The sequence below is a fragment of the Bartonella sp. AP72JLCBS genome (genome assembly GCF_042195705.1).
GTDB lineage: Bacteria > Pseudomonadota > Alphaproteobacteria > Rhizobiales > Rhizobiaceae > Bartonella.
This window is the reverse complement of record NZ_JBHIOU010000034.1, coordinates 1-4,908: the sequence shown is the minus strand read 5'-3', so window position 1 is coordinate 4,908 and position 4,908 is coordinate 1. Positions and strand designations below refer to the sequence as shown.

4 protein-coding genes and 1 pseudogene are annotated in these 4,908 nt (G+C 37.5%); all 5 read left to right on the top strand.

Annotated features, from left to right (window positions below; all coding sequences use genetic code 11):
- A partial coding sequence (locus tag ACFILO_RS08960) for an HNH/ENDO VII family nuclease (protein WP_375678168.1) occupies window positions 1-868 on the top strand: 868 nt, incomplete at its 5' end.
- A 64-nt stretch (window positions 869-932) separates the two neighbouring features.
- Entirely contained in the window at window positions 933-1,490 is a 558-nt protein-coding gene (locus ACFILO_RS08955) for an SMI1/KNR4 family protein (protein ID WP_375678167.1), read from the top strand.
- 73 nt (window positions 1,491-1,563) lie between these two features.
- A pseudogene (locus ACFILO_RS08950) lies at window positions 1,564-2,022 on the top strand (SMI1/KNR4 family protein); the annotation flags it as partial.
- 117 nt (window positions 2,023-2,139) lie between these two features.
- Window positions 2,140-2,676, top strand: coding sequence for an SMI1/KNR4 family protein (locus ACFILO_RS08945; RefSeq protein ID WP_375639597.1), 537 nt, complete (start codon window positions 2,140-2,142; stop codon window positions 2,674-2,676).
- The coding region (locus ACFILO_RS08940; protein ID WP_375678166.1) for a DUF6990 domain-containing protein at window positions 2,615-4,908 on the top strand (2,294 nt) is incomplete at its 3' end. The genes ACFILO_RS08945 and ACFILO_RS08940, both read left to right, overlap by 62 nt.

The following is a 4,908-nucleotide window of genomic DNA, read 5'->3' as shown; positions in this document are numbered from 1 at the left end:
AGCCAAACATCCCAAAGAGACTTTGAAAGCGCTCAAAGATTTTTTCAGCAGTGGTGAGATTTTGGCGACAATTGGTCAGACCCTTGGACAGTCCTATGTAGATCGCATTAATAAAATGGAGGAGGAATATGAGCGAGCCGGTGCTGGTGGATCCTTTAAAGCTGGACTTGAATTTGGAAAATTATTGACTGAAACAGCATCCCTAATGACAGGAGTTGCTGGAGCAGCCAAGGGAGCCATAAAGCTTGGCGAAAAGGCTGTGATCAAGTTCATTGCTAGGAAAGATTTTGCCCAATTCGCTTCCAAGAAAAATCTTGCAGAACTTGCAGCTCAAGGAGATCCTGACAAACTAGCTGCTAGGAAAGAACTAACTAAACTCGCTGCTAAAGAAAAAAAGCTTTGGTTAAAAAAGAAACCCACTAAATTTACCGATAGCAAATTTGGACAGACCTACACAGTTTATCGGAGAGACGATTTGTTTGATCCTAACAGAATTTCTTACTGGATGGTAAAAGGGGAAAAAGTGTGGGGCACTAATATTGATAGAATGAAAGCAAGAAGAGCACCTATAGGATATGATGGTAAGTCTGTTGAGTTGCATCACCTAAATCAAACCCCTGATGGACCCTTAGCAGAAATGAGCCATGAATTTCGTAAAAAATATACTTCTGTTATTCATGCTAATCCAAAAACACATCAATCGCTCATAGATAGAAAAAAGTTTGATAAGCAGAGAGAGGAATATTGGTATAAACTTGCTAATGGGTATGGAGAACAAAAAAACAGTAATTTAGGAGGAATAATCGATATGAGATGGGGTATCATAGGTCTAGATTTTAACAGATGGGGACAGGAGCACCGGCAGTAATGCTCTACGATTGATGAAAAGAAAAAAAACAGAGACTTATAAAATAATTTATGGAGAATAATTGATGAAAACCTATACCTTAGATGATGTTGCAGTCTTAATTGATAAGGTTAATAAATATGATGATGATATTATCAATTTTGGTACTGAAAAAAATGCGGTTGATGATCTTGTGATTGAAAAGGCAGAGAAAGCTTTGGATTTAAAATTCACATCGTCTTACAAAGTTTTTTTAAAAAAATATGTAGGAGGGGAAATTGGTGGTGAAGAAATTTATAGCCTTTATGGAGATTGTGGGGAAGGTATTCCTGCTGGTGATATTGTTTACCAAAACTTACTCGATAGAAAACATGGTTTTGCGACACCAGAACAGCTCGTTGTGAGTTATGATCTTGATGAAACCTTTTATTTTGATTATACGCAGTTTCGGGATGGAGAATGCCCACTTTATGTCAGGCTTCCATCTGAAGATTGCGAATATTACGCCAGTAATTTTTATGAATTCCTTTGTAAAAGAATTAAAGTACACGCGGGAGAAGAGATACCTGAAGGTGATCAACCGATTGAAAAGATTGAGCACACTCCCACTCCGCAACCTATCCCTTTTTACAAGAGTTTTTAGAAAAAACTATGGAAGAGGTGAAATTGATAGAGGAAATATGGAGCGTTTATAACGCAAGTTTTGAGGATCATCTATGAAAACCTATACCTTAGATGATGTTTTAGAATTAGTTGATAAATATAATGGTGATATTATCAATTTTGGTACTGAAGATGATGCAGTTGGTGATTTCGTAATTGAATAGGCGGAGAAAGCTCTCGGTTTACAATTTACATCATCTTACAAAGTTTTCTTAAAAAAATATGGAGGAGGGGAAATTTGTGGTGAGGAAATATGTAGCGTTTATGATACAAACTTTGAGATTGTTCGTAGTGATGATATTGTTTATAAAAACTTAAATTATAGAAAAAATGGTTTTGCAACGCCACAGCAACTTATTGTTAGTAGAACCGATTTTGGAGAGACATTTTTCTTCGATTATTCTCAATTCCAGAATGGAGAATGTGCACTCTATTTTGATTTTCCACCCAAAGATCCACAATATTATGCAAGTAACTTCTATGAATTCCTCTGTAAAAGGATTACAGATAATTTGAAGTAAATTTCTTTGTATGGTGGTTTTACTTCCAAATTGCAATGTTAAACCACCATTATTTTTTTCTTTTCAAGAATGCAAGCGTCGTTAATATTTTTTAGGGGGGAAGGACTTATGAAAACCTATACCTTAGCTGATGTTGCACAATTAATTAATAAGTATCCGGATGTTATCGACTTTGGCACTGCAGAGGATGCAGCTAGTGATGTACGGATTAAAGAGGCAGAAAAAACTCTCGGTTTACAATTCACCTCGTCCTACAAAAGTTTTTTAAAAAATTATGGAGGAGGAGAAATTGGAGGTTATGAAATTTTTAGCATTTATAACGCAAGTTTTGATAAGTGTCCTGCTGGTGATATTGTTTTCTATCATTTGACGGATATAAAAAATGGTTTCGCAAAACCAAATCAGCTTGCCGTGAATAGAACTGATTTTGGTGAAACATTTTATTTTGATTATTCTCAGTTTTGGGATGGTGAATGCCCACTCTATGTTGAAATTGCATCTGGAGATTCAGAGCATTACGCAAGTAACTTCTATGAATTCCTCTGTAAAAGAATTATGGAACATGCTGGGGGGGGTAATGACGATGCAAACCAAAGACGCAACAGAGATTTTAAAAAAAGTTGGTTGGGAGCCCCATCGCGATGAAATGGGTGATATGTTTGCTTATTATCACCTCCCCGATCGCATAGTGCGTATTCATTATGGTGTCATAGATTATGGACGGGATAGCGGAAGATTGTGGGTTTCTGTCAGTCTTACTACTGCTGCTTATTGTCTTGGCTGTGAATATGCTAACGGTAAAGAATCTCAATCTCAATATGAGGCTATGCTGATTTCTTCAGAAGAGAATTTTGGAGTTACAGCACTGGAGTTTTTTGAAAACCACGTTAAGGTAGCTTTAGACAAGGTGTTAGCTTGGGCGCAAGCACAAGATATTAAGAAAAAATTACGTGAAAAAGCTGCTAATCATTCTCTCGTTGCAAAGGCTCTACTCGGCGATACCGAAGCTTTAAGGAATTACAAACCTACACCTCAATTATATACACCAGAGTTTTCTGATTATGAAAAGATGACACAGGTTGAGCGCGTCATCTTTTTTGCTGAAGCTTATAAAAATAATGAATTGGATGACATTTTAGCACGCAAAAAACCGAAACAGCGTTTGATGAGTCTTACAGCAGCAACGCGCATTCTTAAAACCCAAGGGTGGTTTGTTACGGAACCTGGAAAAATGTGGTTAGTTTTGCCCGACCGCTTCATTCAATTTGATTTTGGTTTTATACGTCTTCCAAATGATGATTACAATGTTCATCTTGAAGCAGGGATCTCCAACGAAGATATTTCTGTAGCTTGCCATTATATTCACGATAGTAGAAAATGTAGGCAGATATCAGCTACAAATATTTATCAGTCTTTTAATACGATTGAGGGAGGGGTTTTTAGTGGTGTTGATAAAGGGATTGATATTTGTGTAGAGACATTAGATGAGCAAGAGCTTATCAAAATCTCTGAGCGGATAATACAATGGGCACGTGCTCAGGATTTAGAAGCAGCGATAGAAAGCAAAGCGCTTGTTCAAAAATATAGCTCTTGTCCCGATATCCCATGGCATTTGGCTTGTTTAGCATTAACAGGTCAAATTGATGTCCTGAAATCCTATCAAAATGTCGTAAAAGCAGGTACGATTTCTGAATATTTAGATGACGATGATGTGGAAAAATATGTTAATCACGCTGTTCAATTTGCTGAAGGACATCTGAGCGTTTTAAAGGAGCGAGAGGCGGCGGATGCACGTATTGATGTACAATCTTTAGCTCTCCTTAATACAGTTTCTGAAACATTAAAAATGATGAACTGGACAGTCTATCGCGACAAAAATTATAATCGTAATGCCTATTTTATAAGCAAAGACCGTATTATCAACATAATGTACAGTCTTGATAGAAAAGGAAAAACACCGATCGTTATATTCAAGGCTTCACTTTCAACACTTGCCTTTTCCACTGCTCATAGGGATGTTTTTCCCGAGAAGCCTCAATATATAGCTCTCAAAGAGGCAGAAGAAGTTTATACAGTTTCTAGTGTTGAAGTTGAAGAAGGCAAACTGAAGCAAATCTGTGTGGATATTCTTAAGTGGGCTGATAACCAAAACACCAACCAAATCATTTATGATTATGCGGCGTTGCCAACAAATAGTGAATTTTGCCTTGCAGAATTTCACCTTATTGCACTTATTTTGACTGGTAATGTCAAAAAACTTAAGTTTTATAAGGAGAGTTTTCAAAGAAAGAACCGTCTAGGCTTTGTAGATACTATCACAAAATATGATATTGACAACGCTCTTACTCTTGCACGGGGTTATCGAGCGGGTTTTCCAAAAAATGCTCCGATTTTGTCCCCTGATTCCCAAACAGCATCTGTTGCTTCCAAAACTATTGCTGTTGAGGCGACAGAGGAAGCGGATGAAGCGAATGACACTGATGATCGTCTCACCATGGAAAGTGCTCATGCACTTTTGAAAAGCTTAGGCTGGTCAACCGAGAAAATCAATGAGAATGACCATATGGCAAGCTATCAATTGGCTGATCGTGAAGTAGATATTCTTTATAACGACGAAGTTGCCAAAGATTGTCCGCAATTTGATAGCGCCTTTATGATTAGTACCGGTATTCTTTCCGCTGCTTGTAAATTCATTGATCCTACCCACACGGAAGATATTCCAGATATACAGCTTAATTTTGAAGCCAAGGGATTAGAAATCTTTGAACCAGAAGTCACTACGGATCGTTTAACACAGGCGCTTGATGATGCGCTAGAATGGTCAGTCAAAGACATTGACCTTTCTAAAAGACTTCGCTCTGATTATGGCACTGCTCC

What these genes read in the sequence shown, in the direction of transcription:
- ACFILO_RS08955 (WP_375678167.1), top strand. Translation starts at nt 933, where the DNA reads ATGAAAACCTATACCTTAGATGATGTTGCAGTCTTAATTGATAAGGTT.
- ACFILO_RS08945 (WP_375639597.1), top strand. Translation starts at nt 2,140, where the DNA reads ATGAAAACCTATACCTTAGCTGATGTTGCACAATTAATTAATAAGTAT.